The organism is Williamwhitmania sp. (assembly GCA_035529935.1).
Classification (GTDB): Bacteria; Bacteroidota; Bacteroidia; order Bacteroidales; family Williamwhitmaniaceae; genus Williamwhitmania.
The window spans coordinates 1-24,653 of the sequence record DATKVT010000228.1 but is presented as its reverse complement, the minus strand read 5'-3'; the positions used below and the strand labels follow the sequence as shown (position 1 = coordinate 24,653).

The 24,653-nt window shown below is 44.7% G+C and carries 23 protein-coding genes; 12 read left to right on the top strand and 11 right to left on the bottom strand.

The features are described from left to right. Positions 1–192 precede the first annotated feature (192 nt). The 5 genes from VMW01_17335 to VMW01_17315 all read right to left on the bottom strand — a co-directional run bounded on the left by VMW01_17335 (position 193) and on the right by VMW01_17315 (position 5,581). Positions 193–1,080 carry a hypothetical protein gene (locus VMW01_17335; protein ID HUW08005.1) on the bottom strand — a complete coding sequence of 296 codons (888 nt, stop codon included), beginning with the start codon at positions 1,078–1,080 and terminating at the stop codon, positions 193–195. Between the two features lie 26 nt (positions 1,081–1,106). Beyond that, positions 1,107–2,333, bottom strand: coding sequence for an ABC transporter permease (locus VMW01_17330; GenBank protein HUW08004.1), 1,227 nt, complete (start codon positions 2,331–2,333; stop codon positions 1,107–1,109). Beyond that, positions 2,309–3,409, bottom strand: coding sequence for a glycosyltransferase (locus tag VMW01_17325; protein ID HUW08003.1), 1,101 nt, complete (start codon positions 3,407–3,409; stop codon positions 2,309–2,311). Before VMW01_17325 ends, VMW01_17330 begins: the two co-directional genes overlap by 25 nt. Continuing rightward, positions 3,406–4,542 carry a pyridoxal phosphate-dependent aminotransferase gene (locus tag VMW01_17320; protein HUW08002.1) on the bottom strand — a complete coding sequence of 379 codons (1,137 nt, stop codon included), beginning with the start codon at positions 4,540–4,542 and terminating at the stop codon, positions 3,406–3,408. Before VMW01_17320 ends, VMW01_17325 begins: the two co-directional genes overlap by 4 nt. 85 nt (positions 4,543–4,627) lie before the next feature. Then, positions 4,628–5,581 (bottom strand): lysylphosphatidylglycerol synthase domain-containing protein, encoded by a 954-nt coding sequence (locus VMW01_17315; GenBank protein ID HUW08001.1) that lies wholly within the window; start codon positions 5,579–5,581, stop codon positions 4,628–4,630. A gap of 207 nt (positions 5,582–5,788) precedes the next feature. Here VMW01_17315 and rsmA point away from each other — a divergent pair, with 207 nt between their 5' ends. Next, positions 5,789–6,577, top strand: a complete 789-nt coding sequence (rsmA, locus tag VMW01_17310) for a 16S rRNA (adenine(1518)-N(6)/adenine(1519)-N(6))-dimethyltransferase RsmA (GenBank protein ID HUW08000.1) — start codon at positions 5,789–5,791, stop codon at positions 6,575–6,577. 53 nt (positions 6,578–6,630) lie between these two features. Here the strand turns inward: rsmA and VMW01_17305 are convergent, their stop codons facing one another. After that, entirely contained in the window at positions 6,631–7,872 is a 1,242-nt protein-coding gene (locus VMW01_17305) for an ABC transporter permease (GenBank protein HUW07999.1), read from the bottom strand. A 324-nt stretch (positions 7,873–8,196) separates the two neighbouring features. On the opposite strand from VMW01_17305, the gene purH reads away from it, so the two are divergent. Genes purH through rodA form a run of 6 tightly spaced genes read left to right on the top strand, consistent with a single transcriptional unit; the run spans position 8,197 to position 15,377 of the window. Next, entirely contained in the window at positions 8,197–9,723 is a 1,527-nt protein-coding gene (gene purH / locus VMW01_17300) for a bifunctional phosphoribosylaminoimidazolecarboxamide formyltransferase/IMP cyclohydrolase (GenBank protein ID HUW07998.1), read from the top strand. Between the two features lie 20 nt (positions 9,724–9,743). Beyond that, the gene (locus tag VMW01_17295) at positions 9,744–10,766 is read left to right on the top strand and encodes a rod shape-determining protein (protein HUW07997.1); all 1,023 of its coding nucleotides are present in this window, start codon (positions 9,744–9,746) and stop codon (positions 10,764–10,766) included. Positions 10,767–10,780: 14 nt separating this feature from the next. Further along, positions 10,781–11,611: a rod shape-determining protein MreC gene (mreC, locus tag VMW01_17290; GenBank protein HUW07996.1), complete on the top strand. Its 831-nt coding sequence runs from the start codon at positions 10,781–10,783 to the stop codon at positions 11,609–11,611. Then, a complete protein-coding gene (gene mreD / locus VMW01_17285; GenBank protein ID HUW07995.1) occupies positions 11,604–12,110 on the top strand; it encodes a rod shape-determining protein MreD in 507 nt (168 codons plus the stop codon). The genes mreC and mreD overlap by 8 nt, the downstream gene beginning before the upstream one ends. 29 nt (positions 12,111–12,139) lie before the next feature. Further along, positions 12,140–13,978, top strand: coding sequence for a penicillin-binding protein 2 (gene mrdA, locus VMW01_17280; protein HUW07994.1), 1,839 nt, complete (start codon positions 12,140–12,142; stop codon positions 13,976–13,978). Then, complete coding sequence (gene rodA / locus VMW01_17275; GenBank protein ID HUW07993.1) at positions 13,962–15,377, top strand: rod shape-determining protein RodA; 1,416 nt, start codon at positions 13,962–13,964, stop codon at positions 15,375–15,377. The genes mrdA and rodA overlap by 17 nt, the downstream gene beginning before the upstream one ends. A gap of 2 nt (positions 15,378–15,379) precedes the next feature. On the opposite strand, the gene VMW01_17270 is transcribed toward rodA, so the two are convergent. After that, on the bottom strand, positions 15,380–15,982 hold the full coding sequence (locus tag VMW01_17270; GenBank protein HUW07992.1) for an ACP phosphodiesterase: 603 nt from the start codon (positions 15,980–15,982) through the stop codon (positions 15,380–15,382). A 290-nt stretch (positions 15,983–16,272) separates the two neighbouring features. On the opposite strand from VMW01_17270, the gene VMW01_17265 reads away from it, so the two are divergent. The 3 genes from VMW01_17265 to VMW01_17255 all read left to right on the top strand — a co-directional run bounded on the left by VMW01_17265 (position 16,273) and on the right by VMW01_17255 (position 19,016). After that, a complete protein-coding gene (locus tag VMW01_17265) occupies positions 16,273–17,616 on the top strand; it encodes a cyclic 2,3-diphosphoglycerate synthase (protein HUW07991.1) in 1,344 nt (447 codons plus the stop codon). Positions 17,617–17,946: 330 nt separating this feature from the next. Next, positions 17,947–18,687: a hypothetical protein gene (locus tag VMW01_17260; GenBank protein ID HUW07990.1), complete on the top strand. Its 741-nt coding sequence runs from the start codon at positions 17,947–17,949 to the stop codon at positions 18,685–18,687. Positions 18,688–18,890: 203 nt separating this feature from the next. After that, entirely contained in the window at positions 18,891–19,016 is a 126-nt protein-coding gene (locus VMW01_17255) for a hypothetical protein (GenBank protein HUW07989.1), read from the top strand. Positions 19,017–19,099: 83 nt separating this feature from the next. Here VMW01_17255 and VMW01_17250 read toward each other — a convergent pair whose 3' ends face one another. The 4 genes from VMW01_17250 to VMW01_17235 form a co-directional block, all read right to left on the bottom strand. Further along, complete coding sequence (locus tag VMW01_17250; protein HUW07988.1) at positions 19,100–19,585, bottom strand: GNAT family N-acetyltransferase; 486 nt, start codon at positions 19,583–19,585, stop codon at positions 19,100–19,102. Between the two features lie 369 nt (positions 19,586–19,954). Continuing rightward, positions 19,955–21,316: a glucose-6-phosphate isomerase gene (locus tag VMW01_17245; protein ID HUW07987.1), complete on the bottom strand. Its 1,362-nt coding sequence runs from the start codon at positions 21,314–21,316 to the stop codon at positions 19,955–19,957. Positions 21,317–21,351: 35 nt separating this feature from the next. Continuing rightward, positions 21,352–22,371, bottom strand: a complete 1,020-nt coding sequence (locus VMW01_17240) for an NAD(P)H-dependent glycerol-3-phosphate dehydrogenase (GenBank protein ID HUW07986.1) — start codon at positions 22,369–22,371, stop codon at positions 21,352–21,354. Positions 22,372–22,711: 340 nt separating this feature from the next. After that, a complete protein-coding gene (locus VMW01_17235; protein HUW07985.1) occupies positions 22,712–23,335 on the bottom strand; it encodes a 3'-5' exonuclease in 624 nt (207 codons plus the stop codon). Positions 23,336–23,565: 230 nt separating this feature from the next. Between VMW01_17235 and VMW01_17230 the strand changes: the two genes are divergently transcribed. Continuing rightward, entirely contained in the window at positions 23,566–24,387 is an 822-nt protein-coding gene (locus VMW01_17230; protein HUW07984.1) for a phosphatase PAP2 family protein, read from the top strand. Between the two features lie 12 nt (positions 24,388–24,399). After that, the coding region (locus VMW01_17225) for a hypothetical protein (GenBank protein HUW07983.1) at positions 24,400–24,653 on the top strand (254 nt) is incomplete at its 3' end.

Here is a 24,653-nt window from a genome sequence, read left to right as displayed (position 1 = left end):
GGCAAACTTTTGGCTACGTTAGCAACTCGAAAAGGTTCAGGTAGGTGTGTAGCTTATAAGTATAGGTAATTGGAGTATCTGGCCCAAGGTGAGGTTGTGATATTACAAATATGGTTTACTGGAGTGGATATTGCAATTGAGATAATACAAGCCATATTGTGCTGTCAAAAGGAAAAGGCTAGTAGAAACTTTCTACCTGACATACTTAATCTTTCGTTTTAAGACACTTACAAGGGTTGGGTTATCTAATTCCCAACTTTTATTTACAATTCCTTGGTAAATCTTTTTTTCGACCCAGTTCCCGTTGCTATCGTACTTAATATCTACGTTACAGTATATTGAATCGTTAGCAGCACGATTTAGAGGGTAGAAGTAGCAGTCGCCATGTAAGTTAACCTTTTCCCATCCAACTTTTTTAAAGCCAATCTTACCCTCTTCAGTTCGAGTTACATTTCCTTGTGCATCGTAGCCGATATAGGTTATTCTATTTGTAGTATAGTTAGCAACCGCTTTTTCTGAGGACATCACAGTGCTATCTGCCGATAATTGAACAGCCTTTATGGGAAGACCTAGGCTGTCGTTTTCAATTCTGACTGAATAAAGCGGTGAATTGACAACATCGAAGCAGTCTATCGTCCTGAGTAGTTTTCCTTGGTAGGTGTATTGCTGTTTGGTATATTGCCAAGACCCATCGGTTTGCAGCTCCCGTATTGTTTTGTTCATAAGCTGCCTCCATGGATTAAACTGGTATACGTAGGAGGCAACTCGTTCATCATCTCTGTAAACGGTTTGGCTTACCTGACGTCGATCCACGGAAAAGGTTGTTTCGGTTTTAATCTCCTCTTCCCCTTTGTCGGAGTAGGAGGTAGCAACTTCCACAATCTCCAGTGCCTTCCAATACTGGACCGTTAACGAGTTGTAGGTATTCGTGCGCAATTCCTTGAGCCATTGAGCAGAAATGGCTGTGCCAATAAAGCTGAAAAACAGTAGCATTACCACCGATTTTAACGATACAGCATTATTCTTCAATATAGAAGAAGTAGAATCGAAGCCAGCTGCCAACTTGTTTTGTGCTTTCATAATCAGCATGTTGGTATGTTTGGTGTCTAGGTTGTTTCTCGTGTATCAAGAGCATCCCGCAGGCCGTTGCCAAGCAGGTTGAATGCCAATACTGTAAACATTATGGCAAAGCCTGGAAGCAACGCCATGTAAGCCGAGTCGAGAATGATGTAGCCATAATGGTCTTTAACAATACCTCCCCAAGTAGGTGTTGGCGGTTGAACGCCTATTCCAAGAAAGCTAAGTCCTGCCTCAATGAGGATGGCTGAGGAGAAGTTGGCCGCCGAAATTATGATTACTGGATTAATGGCATTGGGGAGTATGTGGTGAAAAATAATTCGAAAATTGCTTAGTCCAATTACCTTGGCTGCTTCAACATACTCTTTTTCGCGTAGCCCGAGAACCTGTCCACGAACAACGCGGGCAACCTCCACCCACATGGTTAGCCCAATGGCAACAAAAACCTGCCAAAACCCTTTGCCTAGCAACAAGGTTATGGCCATGGCCACTAGCAGAGTTGGGATCGACCAAAACACGTTTATAATCCAGGTGATTGCACGGTCAACAAATCCACCATAGTAACCAGCTAATGCACCTAAAAAAATACCAATTATTAGAGAGATGGAAACGGCAATAAATCCAACAGCCAAGGAAACTCGGGTGCCTAAGATTAATCGACTAAGTAGGTCACGGCCAAATCGGTCGGTGCCGAGGAGGTAAGTTCGTGATTCGGTGAGGTTACTTTTGGCTTGTTCTAATATTTCTTTTCGCGAAATGGTTGTAACCAGCCCGTTTACCAGCTTTAGCTGCACTGAATCGCGGCTGTAGCGGATTGGATAATCTGGATCGATAGCGTAAAGAGCATCTACCAAACCGAAGGCGGTGGTGAGTTTTTCATCTTTCGTGCCGGTAAAAAGGTTGACCACCACGCTGTCACCAACAATTTGATAGCTGTTAATGGGGGTGGTAATGAATAGTGCCGGTTTGCCAAAAAGCATGGCATGAAGAAACCCAACCTTCGGAATTTGCTGGTTTATCCTTTGCTTTAGAAAGGTTATCTTGAATCCGGGTTTTTTTGCGGCCAACTCCACGTGCTGGTCGTTGGCGTATGGGGTGCTGTCCGGTGCAATGGCATAACCAAAAATGGCCAAAATTGTAAGAAGAACAATAAAGCCTAAGGCTACCATGGACAGCCGGTTTTTTAACAACCGGAGCAGTGCAATGTGGAGGAGCGAACCCGATCTGTTTTCTAAACTATTGTCCTGCCTTTCCATCGAATTTTAACTACTGTTGAAGCAATTGCAACAAAGGTAGCATAAAAAGGCATTGCTAACGAACTTAGTAAAAAGCTGAATATGGAGGGTTTTTTCCCTCGCACTTTTTGCCTTGGAAGATAGGCCGAAGCTCCTTCTGCCATAATTTTGATACAGAAGGTGTATAGGAGGAGCTCTATGGTGCAAAGGCCAAAGGAGGTGAGAATAGTGAGGAGCACAAGCCCTGCATTGGTCAAAAAGGTAATTGTTCCCAAGGCAATGGTAGTGGGGTGTCGGTAATGCTTGCTTTTTGAAGCCCAACGCAGCTGTTGCTGTAGCATCGACGTAAAGGTTGACTCCGGATAGGTGTAAACAATTGCGTTGGAAGAGCGAGTGAACATCACCCTCCAGTCCTGCTTCAGGAAGTGGTGAAGCAAAAACATATCATCGCCAGATGAACTTTTGCCTTCTTTTAGGTCGGCATTTTGGTACCCGGTTGTGCTTATAAGCAGGTTTGCTCCATTGCACATAGTTGGAAATCCTAGTGCTGCGCTGCCATAGGTTACTGTTTGAAGTATTTCTAACTCCCAGTACTGAAAAGCACTAATCAATCCTTGGCTATGCTGCATGGCTACTGGGCCTGCAATTAGTGTTGGCTCTTCTCGGTTAATTAGTGATGCAAGGCTGCCAAGCCAAAATGGGGTTGGTCTACAGTCTGCATCGGTTAGGGCAGCATAGGGGAACTGTGCGGCTGAGATTCCTGCTTTGAGCGCAGCCTTCTTTCCTTGGGAATGATTGTTAATACAAACAACCTTCACTTGGGGGTGGAATTGGATTTTGCTTATCGTGTTATCGATGGAGTGGTCGTCTACGAGGATAATCTCAAATAACTCCTGTGGGTATTGCTGAACAAGTAGCGATTTGACTAGGGCTTCAACGTTGTTCTCCTCGTTACGCAAGGCAACTACAATGGAGATACCAATAGCGGTTGAAATATCGGCTTCGTTTCTTCGCTGGCGTACAGCTGCAAAGGTAAAGGCAGCAAGTAGTGCAGCATAGGTAAATAGAAGCGCAAATTCAAAAGTAATAATTGTCATTTACTGAAAAAGGTGGTTAGCCTCCTGCAGGCCTCTTCAACCTCCTCTTCGGGTCGTGCAATATTTAGCCTCAAGTAATCTTTGGCTCTGTCGGAGAAATGTTCACCGGGAATGGTTGCTAACTCCTGATCTTCGTAGAGTTTCATGGCTGTTTTAAAGCCATCAGGATAACCTTCTGGAAGTTTACCCCATACAAAGTAGCCTCCATCAATGCGTGGTATAGAGAATCCGAGCTGCTGGAGGGTGGTTTTCATGGTGGTAAAGTTGTGACCTAATATTTCACGGATGCCCTCCACGTATGGTCTTCCAAAATGGTTCTTTGGAAGGTAGTCGGCGAGTGCTTTTTGAAAAAGGTTAGGTGCGCAAAGGCCCGTGTAGTCGTGAATAGAGCGAATTGCAGGCATGTGTATTTGATGGGCTATGAGGTAACCTATCCTCCAGCCTGTTATGGAAAACACCTTCGAAAAGCTGTTAATGTAGAATATACGGTGGTTAAATGATTCAATAGGAATGTATGGTCGTTTCTCAAAGTAAAGTTCACGGTAAACGGCGTCAATGGCAACAAAAATGTCCTCTTCGCGGCTTAACGTTAATAGGGCATCGGTCTCCTCCTTAGAAAATACCTTCCCATACGGATTACCTGGTGAGGCATAAAAGAGCAATTTCACGTCGTTTTTTCGCATAAATAACCGTAGCTCCTCTGGATCAAATGAATTATTTTCGTTGAGCGGGTAGGCCACAAACTTGCAGCCGTAAAGTGGTGGCAAGTTTTTGTAGCTTTCGTAGGAGGGGTCAAACGACATTATTGTAAAAGAGCGGTTGAGCAGCTGGCGGAGGTAAATAATTACAAGGTTTAGCGCTTCAGTAGCCCCTTGTACAATAAGTATGCTCTTGGTGGTGACATCTATGGTTTTAGAGTATCGGGCGGCTAGAATAGCCAGCAAAGTGCTGTCGCCGTGGCTGGGTGCATACTGGTGATGCCCTTCAAGGGATTGCTGTTGAAGACTCTCGAGCAATTCAGAAGGCGGAGCAAAACCCGGTATTCCCTGGGCTAGGTTGATGCCTCCGTGATTTTTAACTTTATTACTGAAGTAGGAAATTAGCGATCCTTTTGGCTTCCGGTAGGTTTCCATTTAGTGGAGCTTTACGCAAATATAAGCTAGATAGTTAGAAATGCTATTGATATTGGAGTAAAATGTAAGGTGAATTTCTTCTTAATCAGAGAAATGGGCCACTTCCATTTTTTGAACCTATATTCCGCTCTGGTTTTATCAGTAGTAGTATGCTGCCAATGGATGCTGGGAAGCCTATGTTTACAAGCCAGAGTGTGCTGCTTGCCATTATTGCCACTCCGTTACCTACAATGGGTCCTAAAAAGATTAATGCAAGCGAGACTCTAACACCCATATCGGCTAATGCAACAGAGGGAATTGCACTACCAATAAGGTAGATAGAGGCTATGGCGGCAAATGAAATTTCAATGGGAGCATTGGCTCCGAATCCATAAATTAATAACAAATATTGGGAGGTGAAAATGGCATACCGAGCTACACTCAGTGCAGTGACTTTTATTGTGGCTATGAGACCAAATAGGGACAGACTGCGAAAACTTTGCTTTAGACGTTTCATGAACGCCAACTTTGCTAACTTTTTTAGCAGGGCAGGGAAGAGTAGCATTAGGATTATAAGTCCAGCCGATAGACCTGCCGCCATGAGAAAGGTAGTATGAACAGAGTGCATCAGTAGAGGCATCCTGTGCTTGTGGATTAATATTAGCATACCTGCTGTTCCAAAAACAATGGTTGTTACCTGCTGGGCAAGGCTACAGAGCAGGGCTGCCGCAGTAGTTGAAACGTAACTTTCCGACTTCAGCAGCATGGACCTCGTAAATGGTTCTCCAATTCGATTTGGCGTGATCAGGCCAAGTGCTAACCCGCCAAGAACTGAGCGGAAGGCTTGCCTGAATCCGTCAGATAAATCACTTTTGACTAACATGAACCACTTGGCTGACTCCAAGCCCCAGTTTACTGGCATCAACAATAGAGCACCAAGCAGGGAAAGCGGGTGCATGTTTTCCCCCAAGTGCGGCCTTCCGTGCATTAACGATTCAGCCATTGGAACTCCTTCCCATAATATAAACAGCCAAACCGTTACACCTAAGACTATTATCACTCGTCTTTTTGTAAAGGTGGATTCAAAAGTCACGAAACATCATTTTTTCAAAGATGGCAAAGATTTGCTGAAAACTCTATTTTTTTACATCCTACAATCGGATTTGGGCTTATGTGATATCAGCAAATGGTCTTCAAATAAGTTGCTCCACTCAAATGTTATACTTCAAAACATTTTAGCGACCTTTGTCGTCTTATTGTATTTTCTATGAGCGTACGTCCTAAAAAGCAGCTGGGTCAGCACTTCCTGCGTGACAATAATATTGCACGAAAAATAGTGGATAGCCTGCAAAACAAGCAGGTTGCAGCTATTCTCGAAGTGGGTCCGGGCATGGGCGTGCTTACGCAATTCTTGGTGAAGCAGCCCATTCCGCTGTTCGCAGTTGAAGTAGATAGGGAGTCGGTTGAGTATCTCAATGTGGTTTATCCGCAGCTAGGCGATCATCTTCTTTCCAAGGACTTCCTAAAGTTAAATTTAGCGGAGGCCTTACCTACCCCTTTGGCCGTAGTAGGGAATTTCCCGTATAACATCTCCTCTCAAATTTTCTTTCATGTGCTGGATTATAAGGACAGGGTGCCTGAGGTGGTAGGGATGGTTCAAAAGGAGGTTGCTGAAAGGATGGCTGAAAGGCCAGGGAGCAAAACATACGGAATTTTGAGCGTATTGCTTCAGTGCTACTACAATATTGAATACCTTTTTACGGTGAACGAGCAAGTTTTCGATCCACCTCCAAAGGTGAAATCAGCCGTTGTCCGTTTGACTCGCAATGATGTAACGAAGTTGGGCTGCGATGAAAAATTGTTTGTTAGAGTGGTGAAGTCCACCTTTAACCAGCGACGAAAAACAATACGTAATTCAATTCGTGCTGCCTATGCAGGAGTGTTGCCCGATAATCGATTTCTGCAGCTGCGTCCTGAACGGTTGTCGGTGGCCGATTTTGTGGAGTTAACTCGGATTGTGGAGGAGGCAATTGCCAATGAGGCGGTTAAGCAATAGAACAAAAAAAGCACCAAGCGGTGCTTTTTTCATATTCATTGGTTCTTGATTTCTTATACTTTAGCGTTAATGGCTTCTACCGGATCGAGACGTGCACCTGTATAGGCTGGCACAAAGCCCGAAATTATTCCAATTGCGGCCGATATAGATAGCCCCGTTACAACATTTCTGAACGAAACGGCAACCTCAAAGGAGGGGTTGCTAATAATCATCGCACCCAGAAAGACCAGCAAAAGTCCAATACCACCACCCATCAGCGATAGCAGTACTGATTCATAGAGGAATTGTAGCAAAATAAAATATTGTTTGGCTCCAAGTGCCTTTTGAATACCAATCATATTGGTGCGCTCTTTAACCGAAACGAACATGATGTTGGCAATGCCAAAGCCTCCAACTAAAATGCTAAAGCCTCCAATAATTATTCCTGCTAAATCTAATATGCCAAATATACTGTCGAGGCGCTTGCTGATTTGACTTAGCTGGTTGAGTGCAAAGTTGTCCTCCTCCAAAGGTCTGAGCCTTCTGTCGGCACGAAGCACCATCCGCACTTCGTCCATAACTTCATCAGTTGGCACCCCATCCTTTCCTTTAATCATAATGGTTGGGTTGGCTCTTCGCAGGTTAACAAAGGTTTTGCCGTATGCGGCTGGTACGAGAACAACCTTGTCGATACTTTCATCCCCAACAAGAGTTTTCCCCTCCCTTTTAAATACTCCAATTATTTGAACTCTTTCATCTCCCAACTTAATTGATTTTCCGATAGGGTCTTCGGTGCCAAATAACCCGCTAACAATATCTTGCCCGACTATTGCAAGGTGTTTACCTTGCATCGATTCCAACTGTGAAAAGTATCGGCCTTGAACAATTTCGAATGAACGAATTTTATCGTACTGGTAGGAGGCGCAATAGACAACACCATCGGGAACAGAGGCATTCTTATAGCTGGGTTTTAGTCTCGAACCAAATAAGAAGGCGCTAGCTGATGCTAATTTGACCCTCTGCTGCAACGATTCAAACTCATTGAAGGTGGGTTGTGGGCGATTCATGAACTTCCACCAAGGGTATTCTCCCTCCACTATCCAAGGCCACTTTTGCACGTAAACTACGTTATTACCAAGCGACTGTAAGCTGTTTCGTATGTTGCGCTCAAGAGAGTCGATGAGGGTTAGCACCGATATGATGGCAAAAATACCAATGGTGATGCCCAGTAAAGAAAGAAATGTCCGAAGCTTATTTACGCTTGCCGCGTGGAGTGCGAAGAATAGACTTTCAATAATTTGACGTATGGTTTTCATGTACCTTGTTCGTTAAGAAATTCGTTGGCCTTTATTTTGACATGGCCAAGTTAACCCTATTTGTTTGGTTTTTCTTTGCAACCTTTGTTTTTGTTCCTTTTCTTGCATCATTTTGGCCACCATGCCAAAGTTGATTTATGGTAATTTAAGACTTTGACTGTGGTCCAATTAAAAAGATTAACAACCTATAAACGTAGAGGAAATAAAAACGCTTCATCAAAAAAATATTAATATGATGAAAAAGCCCATAAAATTACTTTGTTAATTGGTTGAATTAGTACTTTTTTCCTAGGGTTCTTATATCTTTGCTGGAAATTTTTTGTAATGTTAAGTAATGAGCGAAGGATTAAAAGTGCTTTAATCTCTGTCTATTATAAGGATGGGCTTGATTTGGTCGTTAAAAAGTTAAGCAACCTTGGTGTAAAAATATACTCCACTGGTGGAACATTATCATTCATTCAGCAATTAGGAGTCATCGCCGAGTCGGTGGAAAACCTCACTGGCTACCCGTCCATTCTTGGGGGTCGAGTAAAAACACTTCATCCCAAAGTTTTTGGTGGTATACTGGCTAGGCGGGAGCAGCCAAGCGATCTGCAACAGCTTACTGAGTATGCTATTCCTGAAATCGACTTGGTTATTGTTGACCTTTACCCTTTTGAGGAAACAGTCGCTTCAGGTGTTGATGACCAATCGATCATCGAAAAAATTGATATCGGCGGCATATCACTAATAAGAGCGGCGGCAAAAAACTATAAGGATGTGGCCATTGTTGCATCCAGAAATCAGTATGGGGAGTTGCTCGATGTGCTGGAGCAGGGTGGTGGTGAAACAACGCTAGAACAGCGTCGACATTTTGCCATGGAGGCCTTCAACATTTCCTCGCATTACGATTCGGCCATTTTTTCCTACTTTGCAGGAGAAGAGCCTGTTGCTTTTAAGGCAAGCGTGCAGCACCATAAGCCTCTTCGCTATGGTGAGAACCCTCATCAACGTGGAGCCTTTTATGGAAATTTTGATGAGTTGTTCAACCAGCTGCACGGCAAGGAGATTTCCTATAACAATCTCCTCGATATTGATGCAGCGGTTAGCTTGATGGATGAGTTTTCGGAAACATCATTTGCTATTCTCAAGCATAACAATGCCTGTGGAGCAGCCATGCGTCCCCTATTGATGAATGCATGGAAGGATGCTCTTGCCGGAGATCCGGTTTCAGCCTTTGGCGGCATTTTGATTACCAACGTGGAGGTTACAGCCGATGTTGCCAACGAAATCAATAGCCTTTTCTTTGAGGTAATTATAGCACCTGCCTATACCTCGGATGCGTTGGTTGTGCTAAAAACTAAAAAGAATAGAATTATTTTAGAAAAGAAGGCGGGTAAAACAACGGTGAAGCAGTTCCGTTCGCTACTTAACGGGGTGATGGTTCAGTACCGCGATATGAATACTGAAGGCAAGAAGGATATGAGAGTGGTTACCACAACTACCCCAACTGATGCGCAGGTGAACGATATGATATTTGCCAACAAGCTGGTGAAGCACTCCAAATCAAATGCCATTGTGCTGGCTAAGAATGGGATGTTACTGGCTAGTGGAGTTGGGCAAACCTCTAGGGTAGATGCACTCAAGCACGCTATCGATAAGGCAAAGAGCTTTGGCTTCGACCTTAAGGGGGCTGTAATGGCTTCAGATGCCTTTTTCCCGTTTGCCGATAGCGTAGAAATTGCTTGCCACGCCGGTATTGTGGCGGTCATTCAGCCAGGCGGCTCGGTTAAGGATCAGGAGTCCATTGACTACTGTAATGCCAACGGGATGAGCATGGTATTCACAGGAGTTCGACATTTTAAACACTAAGCAATTAATGTACTGAAAATATGGGATTGTTTTCGTTTTTAACTCAGGAATTGGCTATTGACCTCGGCACTGCCAATACCATTATTATTCATAACGACAAAATTGTGGTGGACGAGCCCTCAATTGTGGCCATAGACCACAACACAGGCAAGTTGATTGCAATTGGTGAGGCTGCCCGACAAATGCACGGCAAAACGCATGACAATATTCGAACCATCCGCCCTCTGCGCGATGGCGTGATTGCCGACTTTAATGCAGCCGAGCAAATGATTCGAGGCATGATTAAAATGATTAGCCCCAAGAATCAGCTGTTTACTCCTTCGCTGCGGATGGTGGTTTGTATTCCTTCTGGAAGCACTGAGGTGGAAATTCGTGCGGTGCGTGACTCTGCAGAGCATGCCGGTGGTCGTGATGTTTACATGATTTATGAGCCTATGGCTGCGGCTCTGGGTATCGGTCTCGATGTAGAGGCACCTGAAGGATGCATGGTTGTTGACATAGGAGGTGGAACAACTGAAATTGCAGTGATTGCACTGGGTGGCATTGTTTGCAACAAAAGTATTCGTATTGCTGGTGATGGTTTTACCGGCGATATTCAAGCTTACATGCGCCATCAGCACAATATTAAAATTGGAGAAAGAACGGCGGAAGACATTAAGATAGCAGTGGGAAGTGCACTGCCCGACCTCGATAATCCGCCTAGCGACTACGTTGTTCGCGGACCAAACCTTATGACGGCTCTGCCCATTGAGGTTCCAGTTTCTTATCAGGAAATTGCACACTGCCTCGATAAATCTATTTCGAAGATTGAAACTGCCGTGTTGGGTGTGCTGGAGCAAACGCCCCCTGAACTTTATGCTGACATTGTGACCAAGGGAATATACCTTGCTGGTGGTGGCGCTCTCCTTCGTGGCTTGGATAAGCGGTTGACCGATAAGATCAATATTCCATTCCGCGTGGCTGAGGATCCGCTTCACGCAGTGGCTCGAGGAACAGGTATTTCGCTCAAAAATGTAGATAGATTTTCCTTCCTAATGCGTTAGTCTTTGCAACTTAGATGAACAGCTTATTAAGGTTCTTACTTCGATATCACATAATTTTTCTCTTTATCATTTTGGAGGGGATATCGCTTGTGCTCATTTCTACCGATAGCATTTACCAACGTTATCGGGTAGTTTCTGCAGCACGTGGCTTTAGCGGTTCAATCCACTCCTACTTCACGGGCTTAGGCAACTATTTCCTGTTACGCGAGCAGAATGATATCCTGATTAAGGAAAATCTGGACCTTCGTAGGAAAATTGCTTCATTACCGTGCGCCAATAAAGTTGATGTGCCTTATATACCAGATACTATAGGTCATGGGCAGTATACCTACATAGGGGCTTTAGTGGTGAACAACTCGATTAACAAGCAGCATAATTACATAACCCTAAAGGCGGGGCTTGACGATGGTGTTAGGCCAGAGATGGGAGTTATCTCCAATGAGGGGATTGTGGGTGTTGTCAAAAGTTGTTCGCCTCACTACTCAACCGTGATTAGCTTGCTTAATACCGATCTGAAGATCTCTGCCAAGCTCAGTAGAACTGGATATTTTGGATCATTCGCGTGGGACGGAATTAATCCAGATGTGATTATTCTATCGGAAATACCTCAGCATGCCGACATAGCAGTGGGTGACTCTGTGGTTACCTCTGGCTATTCTTCCATTTTCCCAGAGGGTATTCTTCTGGGATTTGTGCGTGACTTTAGGAAGAGTGGTGGCAACTTTTATCGCATACGTGTGGAACTGTCTGCTGACTTTCATAAGATTAACTACGTTTATATTATCAACAATAAGCTAGCTGGCGAGCAGCAGCAGCTGGAAAGCACAAACATGAAAAATGATTAAGGAATTCATTAAATATCTAGGCTTATTTCTTTTGCTTGTGCTGTTGCAGGAATTCATCTTCAACAACATCCAGCTTAGTGACTTTTTGAACCCTTATGTTTACGTTCTTTTTATCCTAATACTGCCATTTCAGACGCCGCGCTGGATACTTCTGGCCTCCGGATTCATGCTTGGATTGTCGATTGATATTTTTTCGGATACACTCGGCTTTCATGCCTTTTCAACAACGCTTATGGCCTTTGCCCGTCCTTACGTGCTCAATCTAATATCGGGTCGCGAGGAGTTCGATAAGGGTAATATTCCTTCAATGGCAGGATATGGGAGTGCTTGGTTTATTAAATATGCTGCCGCACTGATACTCATTCACCATTTCTCGCTGTTCTACCTAGAGGCCTTTTCGTTCCATGGCTTCTTCTTTACCTTTATCAGGGTGGTGTTGAGTAGTGCATTTACATTAGTTTTTATTGTTTTGGCTCAGATGCTGTTTTACAAGCGGTAGCTGAATTATAGTAATACAAGGTAGACACAGTGAAAGTTAGTTTTGACAGGAAGTTTGTTGTTATGTCTATTGTGATTGCCGCAACATCGGCAATTCTAATACGGCTATTCTTTCTGCAGGTGCTGGATTCTTCCTATAAGGTAACTGCTAGTAATAACGTTTTACACTATGTTACTCAATATCCAGCTCGGGGGTTGGTATACGACCGTAATGGGGAGATACTTGTTGCCAATCAAGCGGCCTATGACCTAATGGTTGTTCCTCAACAACTTAGGGCATTTGATACTACTGAATTTTGTAAAATACTCGATATAACAAAGGAACAGGTTGATGCTAGCCTCTTGGCAGCAAAGCATTACTCATACTTTAAGCAATCGATTTTTCTGAAGCAAATTTCTGCTAAAACTTACGCCTCTCTGCAAGAGAAACTGTTCCTCTATCCAGGTTTTTTTGTTCAACCCCGTACACTGCGAACCTACCCGTTGAGTGTGGCTGGTGGTCTTCTAGGTTATGTGGGTGAGGTAGACGATAATGTTATCGCTAAGGATTCGTATTATAAGTCGGGCGACTATATTGGTATTAGTGGGTTAGAAAAAACTTACGAGAAGGAGTTAAGAGGACAAAAGGGTGTTAATATTTTCATGGTAGATGTGCACAACCGTATCCAGGGAAGCTACGCGGATGGTAAGTTTGACACCTCCTCGGTTATGGGTAAGAACATTACCGTGAGCATCGATGAGAAGCTGCAGGCCTACGGTGAAAAGTTGATGGTGAACAAGCTTGGTAGCGTTGTGGCCATTGAACCTTCTACTGGCGAAATACTGGCTCTGGTGAGTAGTCCTAGCTTCGACCCTGAACTGCTCGTTGGGCGCGATAGAGCGCAGAATTACCGAGCACTGCAAACGGATTCCTTAAAGCCACTTTTCAACCGCGCATCCATGGCCATGTACCCGCCGGGTTCGACTTTCAAGCTGGTGAATGGCCTTATTGGGTTGAAGGAGGGGGTTCTTTTCCCTTCTACGCGTTACAGCTGCGAGGGCGGATATCCCTACGGGCGGGGTGTTGGCTGCCATCACCATCCCTCACCGCTCGACTTAATGGGAGCCGTTGCCATTAGCTGCAATACCTACTTTTGCTATGTGTTTCGAAGCATTCTTGATAATCCAAAATATAGTAATACGGCTGAGGCATTAGATGCTTGGCGTAGGTATGTAATGTCGTTTGGTTTTGGAAAGCGGTTGGGTTCCGACGTAGCAAGCGAACTCAATGGAATTGTGCCTTCCTCTGATCTGTATAACCGAATCTATGGAAAAAACGGATGGAGATCGCTAACCGTTATCTCATTGGCGATTGGTCAGGGAGAGCTGGGTATTACCCCCATGCAGATGGCTAACCTTGCAACAATTATGGCGAACAGGGGATATTACTATGTACCCCACCTGGTTAAGAGCATTGAAGGGCAGGATGGTATTGGCGAGCAGTATCGCATAAAACATATGACATTAATTGATTCTTCCTACTTTCCACCAATTATCAGCGGGATGTATCAAGCGGTAAATGGTGATGCTGGAAGTGGCTCCACTGCCCGTATTGCTGCTGTTCCGGGGCTTGATATTTGCGGGAAAACAGGAACGGCTCAGAATCCACACGGTGCCGATCACTCTATTTTTATTGCGTTTGCGCCAAAGGATAATCCAAAGATTGCCATTGCGGTATATGTGGAGAATGCTGGATTTGGAGCAACTTACGCCGCACCAATCGCCAGTTTAATGATTGAGAAATACCTCAAGGATACTATTTCACGCCCTTACCTCGAACAGTATATTTTAAACACAAATCTTTTACCAAGTAATGGCAAGAAGAAATGAATTTGTTAAGGGTATAATAGACTGGCAGCTGGTGTTCATATACATGCTCCTTGTTTTTATGGGGTGGTTGAACATCTATGCAGCTGTTTATAACGAGGGTCATCAGAGTATTTTTGACTTCACGCAGCGCTATGGAATGCAGCTTATATGGATAGCTGCGGCATTTGTCTTGGCTATTTTTATCCTTGCCATTGATAGTAAATTTTTCTATGTTTTTGCCTATCCTCTTTATGGCATTTCCATTTTGATGTTGGTTGCAGTTTTGTTTTTTGGGAAAGAGATAAATGGGGCCAGATCATGGATTTTTATTGGGAAAATAGGCGGTATCCAACCCTCGGAGTTTGCCAAAGTGGCGGCAGTTCTTGCGCTATCACGCTTAGTTAGCACCTACGGTTTTACCTTTAAAAAGTTTAGTGGTTATCTAAAGGTAGGTGCCATACTTGCCGTGCCCATGTTGCTTATTCTGCTACAGCCTGATGCTGGTTCGGTTTTGGTTTTCTTTGCCCTTATCCTTATGCTTTACCGGGAGGGTTTGTCGGGCTGGATTATCGTTATGATGGCGTTAGCGGCAGTGCTGTTTGTTTTTTCGTTGAAGTTTGGGGTGCTGGCCGTTGCGGTGGGTTTGCTGGCTGTTACCATGGTTGTGCTCTGGCTTATTATTCGCAAGAGTGCATTGGTTACAGGAATTGCCTTTGGGATAACCCTGCTTTCGGTAGGGCTTTACTACGCTAGCCGAATGATAGGCTTTGCTATTTCTCCCTTGATAGCCATTTTGGTTTCGGTAGTAGTGGTATCCCCAGTTGCGCTGTATCATGCATACAAGGCAAAAATGCTCTCCTTATTGATGGTTGTGGTTTTCTTTTTCACCAGCATTGGATTTAGCTTTTCTGTCAACTATATTTTCAACAATGTTCTTGAGCAGCATCATCGCGATCGAATTGAGGATATGCTGGGAATTGCCTCCAATCCACGTGGTTGGGGTTATAACCTTCACCAGTCGAAGGTCGCCATTGGTTCGGGTGGTTTCTTCGGAAAGGGTTACCTACAAGGTACACAAACCAAGTTCAACTTTGTGCCGGAGCAGAGCACAGATTTTATTTTCTGCACAGTTGGCGAAGAGTGGGGCTTTGTGGGTTCGCTTGGGGTAATTGGTCTTTTCGTCCTTCTCTTTATAAGAATTCAGCGGCTTGCCGAACGACAAAAGCAGGCTTTCTCAAGAATGTATGGCTATGGAGTGCTTTCCATACTCTTCTTTCATGTGTTTGTAAACATTAGCATGACCATTGGTTTAATGCCGGTAATAGGAATACCCTTGCCATTTTTCAGCTATGGTGGCTCATCTCTATGGTCTTTCACCGCCTTGCTGTTTATTTTTATTAAACTTAATACCGATAGGTAAGCCTACGGCAGTCCACAACCCGTTTTAATTCCATACTGCTCTTCCACCTGCTGCATGAGATAGGGAAATACCTCTTTGAAATCGCTGTTAAATCCTTCGTAATCTTGTTCTAAAAGAGCAATGGCTTGGGTAGTTCTATCGGGCAGGCTTGTTCTTCGGCTCATAATATCCAGCGATTCACCAATTCCCTTGAGGCTTGCGTAGGAGTATAATCTGCTGCTTTGAATCATGAAGGGTAGAAAATATTTGACCTGCCGAGGAAGTAGGTGGTAGTTTTTAACCATGCTGAAATAAAATGACTTAGAAAAGGGCAGGAGTGGAATGGCACAGTAATTTTCCCAATTGCTGGCCAGCACGTGGTCGTAGAACATGTCAACCACAACTCCAGCATACCTGCCATAGATCGGTATTAGCCTATTTCTGCTTTTGAAAAAGCCAGGATGGCTATCGGTTAGCGAGTCGATAGTCCGGTGCAGCTTTAACCCTAGCACCACCTTTGGTGGGAATGAGGAGAAGTTGCTGCCCTTAACGTAGTCTCCCGAAAAGTTCCCTAGCCTAATTTGCTCATCGGAGCCGGAAAGGTATATGTGTGCAAGAAAATTCATTTTGTTTATCCGTGTAATACTTTGTTCATCTTGGGAATTGTCTTTTTTAACTCGTGATCAGCACCTACTGAGTTTGCAAATATAGAGGAATGTTTTTTTTGGAATGTATAAGTTTGCACCATGGGTAAATAACCATAAACTCTAAGAAAAACAGCTGCTTAACATGTTTCATATTAATGCAAAATAGCTTGTAAAACAGCCTTAATTTAGTTTTAAAATTCTATTTTTGGGAAAGCTATTTAAGCATTTACCATAACTAACTAGTAACTATTAACAAAAAAGGAGGCATTATGTCCAAGAGAAATGTGATCATTATCGGTGCTGCCGGAAGAGATTTTCACAACTTCAACACGTTCTTTCGTAATAACGATGCTTACAATGTAGTTGCGTTTACTGCTGCTCAAATCCCCGACATCGACGGAAGAAAGTACCCTGCAGAACTTGCCGGTAACGGTTATCCCAATGGAATTCCGATTTATGTAGAACACGACTTGCCTAAGCTGATACAGGAGCTAAAGGTTCAGGACTGCGTTTTTTCATACTCCGATGTGCCCTACAACCGCGTTATGGGCGTTAGCGCCATAGTTAATGCTGCGGGTGCAAACTTCATGCTCATTGGTCCAAACGAAACCATGATTAAGAGCACCAAGCCGGTTATTGCTGTGGTGGCAACACGTACCGGTTGTGGTAAGTCGCAAACCTCTCGTCGGGTGGTTGAATACTTAATGAGCCAAGGGTTAAAGGTTGTGGCAGTTCGTCACCCTATGCCTTACGGTGACCTTGTTGCTCAAAAAGTTCAGCGCTTTGCAGTGGTTGAAGATCTTAAGAAGCACAAGTGCACCATTGAAGAGATGGAGGAGTATGAACCCCACGTAGTTCGCGGCAATGTTATCTATGCCGGAGTTGACTATGAGGCCATTTTGCGTGAGGCTGAGAAAGATCCAAGCGGTTGCGACGTTATCCTATGGGATGGTGGTAACAACGATTTCTCCTTTTATAAGCCCGATTTAACCATTACCGTGGCTGACCCACACCGTCCAGGCAACGAGGTTTCCTACTACCCTGGCGAGGTTAACCTTCGTATGGCCGATGTGGTAGTTATTAATAAAATGGATTCTGCCGCACCAGAGGGCATTCAGATTGTTCGCGATAATATTCGCAAGTGCAATCCTAAGGCTATTGTGGTTGACGCTGCTTCGCCCATTATGGTTGACAATCCAGAACTTATCACAGGCAAGCGCTGCCTAATTGTTGAGGATGGGCCAACCCTTACCCACGGTGAAATGAAGATTGGTGCAGGTACTATTGCTGCCCGCAAGTTTGGTGCTTCCGAAGAGGTTGAGGCTCGTCCTTTCCTCGTTGGCAAGCTTAAGGAGACCTACGATATTTATCCCAACATTGGTCGCATTCTTCCGGCTATGGGATACGGTGAGCAGCAGCTCAAGGATCTGGAGGCTACCATTAATAAGACCGACTGCGATACGGTTATTATTGGTACACCCATCGACCTTAACCGTATTATCAAAATTAAGAAGCCTACCACCCGTGTTTACTACGACTTGGCCGAAATAGGACTACCCGATCTTAAGGGCGTTCTTGAGAAATTCGTTAAGAAGCATAATCTTAAGAAGTAGTAGTTAGATCTTCTGAAAAGGTAAAGTGGCCGACAGCAATGTCGGCCACTTCTTTTTTGCAAAATTCCCTCCCAACTGATTTCTTTGTCAGTATCTTGAAAAAGATGGCAACAAGAATTACTATCTTAGGTAGAGCCCTTCAAAATCATTTCGGACTAATGATTTAGACGACAATAGCAACAGTTACTAATGCCCCTACAATGCAAACCCTATGCCACATGATATAATAGTGGCAACAAATAGTTAGAGTTGCTGTTAACATTTTTTTTGGGGAAGCAAATTTGCATTGAGCGGTAAACTTCCTACTTTTGTGGCTAAACAATTTTTGCTATGCGAATTCTACTTTCTACCTTGCTTCTAGCCAGCTTTTCTACCATGCTTAATGCTCAAACGCCGGATTCCACCTTGGTTGTTAAGGATACAGTGCAGCATTCAACGGATACGGTTGGGGTTAGCAAGGTTCGCATAACGAATATTCAACATGTGGCAGTTGATTCTGCTACCGTTGCCGATTCACTTAAGCAGAAAAAGACTACTTCAAACGCTACCTTTTCCAATGTGCCGGATAGTTCTGCGGTAGAAGTTGCCAATATCAATAATAATGTGAAGACGGATACCATTGTTATGCTATCGGGGAAGAAAATTCTCGCCAACTTTATGAAGTTTACTCTGAAGAATCTATACTACTCATTCCCTGGTGAAACCAAAATGGTTGAGGTTGATCGGCGCGAGGTAAATAAGATTATCTACAAGTCGGGTAGGGTTGATATAATCTCCACGAGAGAGGTGGAGATTCCTGATATCCCCGGTTGGCGTGATGTAAAGGTGGTGCATAAGCCCGAACAGGTTGCTGACATGAATGAGTTAGGCGAAGTGGAGGCATATGCCATTGGGGAGAGGGATACCTATGCCACCCCAAAGTGGCTGGAGCGTAGTGCCACCATCACTCTCCAGAAAAAGGCTGCCCTTCTTGGGGCGCAATACGTACTTATAACAAACAGGGTTGTTCGTACTCCATACGGCGATCCGGCATCGATTTCGCTTACAGGCAAGGCCTACAAGAGAAAGTAATGCCTCTTCATCGACATTGGCTATCAATGCCGAAATAATTTCTTTTCTGTTTTTCCCCGTTTGCTTCGCTGCTCTACGATTTTGCGTCTGGCCATGTAAGGCTTAAATTACGACAATCTGTTTGTCACTGATTATGTTGGTTTGTCAATATTCTTGACTTCTTCGTTAATCAGGAGCCAGCTGCTTTTCGAAATGTCTTATTTTTGGTTACTACAGTCAGCTGGACATATATTTCATATTTTATGGATGCATCCATATACAGTAATGCCCATAGGGGGAACTACAAAATTATTAAGGAGATGAAGGGTGAACTGGAAAGTGACAAGTGACAAGTGGAAAGTGACAAGATTGCCGCCATAATTTTTTACTACTACGTGGACAGGTCGGTGTAGCCAAACCAGGAACCTCCCTGCTAATGTTCTACTGCTCTTTTGTAGAGGGGCAGCCCGATCTGGTTTGCTAGTGCTTCGGCTGCCAAATCACCCTCCTTGGTAAAGGGCCATACAAATAGCGATTTTAAAGGATGGTTCTTTCGCATTTGCTCAACGGCGCTTAGTATAAGCCGTTTGGTAATACCCTTCTTTCGATATTCCTCCAGCACCAGCGCAGAGCATAGGTAGAGCGCCTCGTAGGGCGTGTTCAGTGGTGTAAGGTTAAAGAGTTCCCGCTCAGTAATGCTGCCTTCGAGAAATTGGTCCATAAGCTCGAGTGTGGTGGGTATGAGCAAGACCCACGCTACCGGTCCATTGCCATCGCTGTATTCCGAAACGGTGGCTGGATGAATCTTATATAGACGCTTAATTACCTTCGGGTTTACGCTGAGCTGATTGGGGTCGTTCTTGGTGGCAAAAACCTCGTCGGCCAGCTGAATCATGCGCTCTAGGTTGGTTGGGGCCATGGGATGCGAATTTTGAACTGTGATTGGAGGAATAGGGATATTGTTGTTTCTCAGCAAAAGCATTTTGTGGCTCATTGCTGGCTGTTAAAATTATAAATGATTTATAGAAGGGCAAGTGCTGAATGTTGCAGGTAGTACCTAGTCCAGCTAACATACCCGTCAAAAGCACGTAGAGCGAGGGCGGGGAAATAATTTGGAAATTTGAGAATTGGGATGATTTGTAAATTAGCCAATGAAATACCCACTTCCTCAAGAAATTACTACTACTCGGAACGAAAAAAATGAGAGGTAACCGAAGTCCCTCTCCATAATGTTAATGCTATTAAATTAGGTAACAGATCATTTGTCACCAGTCACTTTTTAGTAACGTTACTTTGATCCCAAGAACATTCCCAGCCTCTTGCGGAGCTCATCGCCCTCTTTTTCAAAACCTGGCTTGTTCAGCAGTGCAAACATATTCTTCTTGTATGCCTCTACGCCTGGCTGATCGAATGGGTTTACGCCTAGGGTATAACCGCTTAGTGCACAAGCCTTCTCGAAGAAGTAGATCATGGTGCCGAGGTTATACTCGTTAATTTCGGGAATCTCGAGGTGAAGGTTTGGTACACCACCGTCGATGTGGGCAATCTTGGTACCCAGCTCGGCCATCTTGTTAATCTGGTGAAAGCGCTTGCCCGACAGGAAGTTTAGCTGATCGAGGTTATCCTTGTCAGTAGGGATAACCATTTGGTGTTGAGGCTTGGTTACGCTAATTACCGTTTCGAAGAAGAAGCGCTCGCCCTCCTGAATGTATTGGCCCATGGAGTGAAGGTCGGAGGTAAAGTCTACACCAGCGGGGAATATTCCCTTTCCTTCCTTGCCTTCGCTCTCGCCGTAGAGCTGCTTCCACCACTCGGTCATGAAGTGTAGCTTGGGCTCAAAGTTGGCCAGAATCTCCATTTTGCGACCTTCGCTGTATAGAGCGTTGCGGGTAGCAGCGTAGAGCATGGCAGGGTTCTCCTCAAAGGGAGCCTCCATTAAAAATTTTTCCATATCCTGTGCACCTCTTACCAACTCGTGGATGTTGAATCCTGCCACGGCAATGGGGAGCAATCCAACGGGGGTAAGCACGCTGTAGCGGCCACCAACATTGTCGGGAATAACAAAGGTTTTGTAGCCTTCCTGTTTGGCTAGGATGTGTAGGGCACCCTTAGACTCGTCGGTAATAGCCACAATACGGTTTTTGGCCACCGACTTGCAATACTTTCCTTCGAGGTGGTTCTTTAAGAGCCTGAAGGCTAGGGCAGGCTCGGTGGTGGTACCCGACTTGCTGATAACGATGGCTGCCCCCGACTTCCGCTCCATGAGTTCCATGAGTTCGAAGTGGTAATCTTCGCCAATATTTTGGCCGGCAAATACTACGTGCGGAAACTCACTCTTGTCGAGCAGGTGGCTGAAGGTGTGGCTTAGCGCTTCGATTACGGCTTTGGCACCTAGGTAGGAGCCACCGATACCTATTACGGCAACAACCTCTACTGCCTGTGAAAGTGCCTGTGCCGACCCAACAATGCTGTTTAGCTGCTCCTGTGTAATGGACGATGGAAGGTGTAGCCAACCAAGAAAGTCGTTTCCTTTGCCGGTCTGGCTATGCAGGAGCCTTTGGCTCTCTTCAACCTTTGCCTTTAAGGCGTAAATCTTGTCTTTGGACACGAAGGGGTAAACTCCTTCGAGATTCAACTTAAGGTGATTCATATCGAAATGTTTTTAAAGATTAAACAGCGTAAACCTTACTTCAGTTTTTCAGATAGTAGCTTAATTTCGATGGCCGGCGCAATCCCTTCGTAGAGGATGTTGTATACGGCATCGGTAATTGGCATTTTAACGTTAAACTTCTTGTTGATCTCCTTGATACAGACCGTGGAGTAGTAACCTTCGGCAACCATGCTCATTTCGAGTTGGGCCGATTTAACGGAGTAGCCTCGGCCTATCATCATGCCAAATGTGCGGTTACGGCTAAAGTGTGAATAGGCGGTAACCAGCAGGTCGCCAAGGTATCCAGAGGAGTCGACGTTTCGCTTAGAGGGGTAGGTGTTGTCCAAAAAGCGCTTAATCTCCTTCTGTGCATTAGATATGAGCACCGCTTGGAAATTATCGCCGTAGCCTATGCCGTGGCATATGCCGGCCGCAATGGCGAAGATGTTTTTAAGCACTGCGGAGTATTCGGTGCCGTATATATCGGTGCTGGTAACGGTTTTAATGAAGGAACATTCGAAACGACCAGCAATGGCTGCAGCATTCTCCCTGTTTTTGCAGGCTATGGTAAGGTAGGAAAGCCGTTCAAGCGCCACCTCTTCGGCGTGGCAGGGTCCGGTAACGATTCCTAAAAAGTCGTAGGGAATTTGATAGTGGCTGTTGAAGAATTCACTCACCGTAAGGTTATCGTTGGGAATAATTCCCTTGATGGCTGAAACTATGAACTTGCCTTTTAGGTTGACAGTAAAATCCTGCATGCTCTCCTTGAGAAAGGCAGAGGGAATGGCAAAAATGAGCACATCGGCCTTTTCAGCAATTTCGTTGATGTTGCTTGATACAACCAACTTACTCTTGTCAAACCTAACCGAGCTGAGGTATTTTGTGTTGCGACCTTCATTTCTGAGGGAGTCGGCAACTTCAGTATCCCGAACATACCATCCCACCTTTTCCACATTGTTGAGGAGGATTTTTACAATGGCTGTTGCCCAGCTGCCGCCGCCAAATACTGCAATTTTTGCCTTTTCGTCGAGTTGAAAGAGAATTGTTTTACTCATCGTTTTTCTAAAGTTTTGCTTCCTAGCGGCTAAGCTAAGTGCGTGGCCATGATTCTAGTTTTCACAAAAGAATTTACCTGCGATAGAGGTAGGAGTTTTGCTGTTTAAGATGTTTCATGTGGGAGCAACGGCAATCTGAACTTGTGTTGCCTCGCCTAGCCGTTTCTCTTGAAGAGGAACAACTTGTTGCCAATGTTAGCAACAGGAGCGCAGTAATAAGGGCATATATCACTCGTTTCTCCATTACAGCATGCCAATTGTTTAGGCTGCAAAGTTAGCAAAATTCGAATTGGATTGCCATTTTATTGCATCGTCAGCTAGAGTGCAACCTTGTGGGCTCTTACTCCGACTCAAGAGTTAGCCTTTTGGTGTAACCCATTACGCGCTTTAGGCATTCGCCGGTAATCTCTGAATCTTCCAACGCATTATGGTTGATTCCCTCCCGTTCAAGGCCGAAAAAGTCTGCGATGGCAGTCAGACTGAGTGATTTTGGAACGGCTTCGCCGTTTTCTTTCAGAATTTCGAAGAGAAAAAAAGCGAGGTTGTTGAGGTCGATCATTCGGTTGGAGTAGGGCCATTGCAACTTCTCCTGACGGTAGGCAAAGCGCAAGAAGTTGATATCGTATATAACGCTTTGCCCACAGAGTGCAACACTCCTGAGTGCAGATGCTGCTGCACCTGGATTTGAATGATTCGGGTTTACCTTAAGCATCTTGAGAATCCAGGCTTCAAAGTCGGGTAGCACCTCGTTGAGCATGGGGGCATCGTCGAGTTCGGCTAGCGAGATCCCATGCACCTCCGCGGAAGGTTGGGAGTAGCTCTCCTCATTTTCGGGGTAGACGTTGGAGAGAAAGGTTCCTTGTGCTTGCCAGTGCTCATTATAAAGCACAGCACCAATCTGAATAATTTCGTGCCAGCCCGGCTCAGTGCCGGTCATCTCCAAATCTAAAACGAGGTAGTTCATTGCTTTCCCTTTCTAAATAATTTTGATTTGGCAAAGGTAAAATTTTTCACATCTGAGGGAGATACACCTACGCACCAGCTACATTTTTAACGCTTTATAGCTAAAAGTTAACCTTAGATTAATCTTTGGTTGGGTTTGACCTCAAATTGATGTAAAAGGTTAGAATTAATTAATCTACGCTTTGTGATAATGTATTACTGGGAGTGTAGTATTGTGACAAATTTTCCTCTATGACTTCATTGACAACAAGTCCTTTAGAAAAAGCCTTTCGCTCTGCTGCTGCAAATCCTGTGATTGTTGCGTTGGTTGTTTTATTTGCTGCATTTAGTGTGGTTGCAAGGCTTTTCAACCATGAGATTTTTTGGCTGATTAACCGTAATTTCCCCATGTGGTTGGATGTCACCATGTTCTATATGTCGAATCTTGGAGATGGTGTGATTGCCGTAACCCTTAGCTTGTGGTTGTTTCTAGGCAACTCAAGGAAAGGGTTCATTGGTCTCATGTCGCTGATTATAGTAATGTTGATGGTTCAATCTCTTAAGCGATATTTCGATATGCCACGCCCTGCAGCTGTTTTTGAATCGTTAAAGGTGCTAGGTCCGGTTCTCCATCAGCACAGCTTCCCGTCGGGACATTCGGCAACAGTTTGGGCCATGGTCACCCTGTTGCTACTTGACAAAAATGTGAACCGCATCGCCTTGTTGGGACTTGGTATTGCTGGCTCCTTGGCGCGTGTTTATGTGGGTGCTCATTTTCCATTCGATGTGGCGGTGGGTGCATTGGTGGGAATACTTTCCGTGGTGCTAGGCACAATGTTGGTAAATCTTTTCAACATTAGCTGGGATTGGTTTGAGCGGTTCACCGTTCGATTCGCCATTCTGGGGCTGATCTTCTTTTTCGGAATCTATGTAACTTTCTTCCATATGCGGCACGATTCCTTCGGATTTTTTATCTTTACGGGAGGGATGTCGCTGCTTGGTGTGTTGCTGGTGTTTTTTTCCATGCTGCGCTCCAGGGTTATCTCCAAAGTTACTACTCCAATATTGCGATAGCGCTTGAAAACAATGATGCGTAAACAGTTGGTTCCGCTAAAACCCGGTCTCGATCGAGTTTTCTGGCTTACCGTGCAGCTTGGAACAGTCTTTAGGATAGTGTGCTCGATATTTGTCTTCCCCGGCTTCGATGAAGCATACTATGGCGTCTACTCCCTGCATCCTGCGCTTGGTTATTTTGATCATCCACCCATGGTTGCTCTCACTGCAGGACTTGGACATTGGCTCACAGGAAGTTTTTCGCCCCTCTCTCTCCGAATGGGTGC